The 470-nt window shown below is 51.9% G+C and carries 1 protein-coding gene; it reads right to left on the bottom strand.

Annotated features, from left to right (window positions below):
* On the bottom strand, positions 1 to 470 hold a 470-nt coding region (pilO2, locus tag SLS51_RS23315; protein ID WP_323840852.1), incomplete at both ends, for a type 4b pilus protein PilO2.

The raw sequence follows: 470 nt of genomic DNA, 5'->3' as shown, positions 1-470 counted from the left end.
GGTTAACTGTCCCTGTGAAGTCAGGGTAAACGTGAGGCTGTTCAGTCGCAGCCCTGTATCATCCAGTTCAGCAAATAGCCATGCTGGCATCACCCGACTACTGAAGCTGAAGAGGTATTCTCGCCAATCCTGGGCAGGTATAGATTGCCCGTCTCCCGGTAATGCCGATGCGGGAGTCAGTTCATTTAACGTCAGAGGGATCTGCCATTGCTGGAAATTCGACACCATCTTCATCAACTGTACTGAAACAGCAGGCACCGCTTCATCGTGAACCGGCAAAGGGTTCCACGGCAGGAATACCCGGCCTTCTTTTGCGCCCTGAACCAGGTCAAAAACCGGTGACTGCTTAAATACACTCTGTACACGCTGAACAAAATGCGCTGCTGTACCACCAGGCATAATCTCGTAGTGAAGGCGAACACCATCTTTTCGGCATGAACCTGCCGTCAAGCGCCAACCCGCCAATAACA

This window comes from Photorhabdus africana (assembly GCF_035181445.1).
GTDB classification, from domain to species: Bacteria; Pseudomonadota; Gammaproteobacteria; order Enterobacterales; family Enterobacteriaceae; genus Photorhabdus; species Photorhabdus laumondii.
The sequence above is the reverse complement of the archived record's forward strand: the minus strand, read 5'-3'. Positions and strand labels throughout refer to the sequence as shown.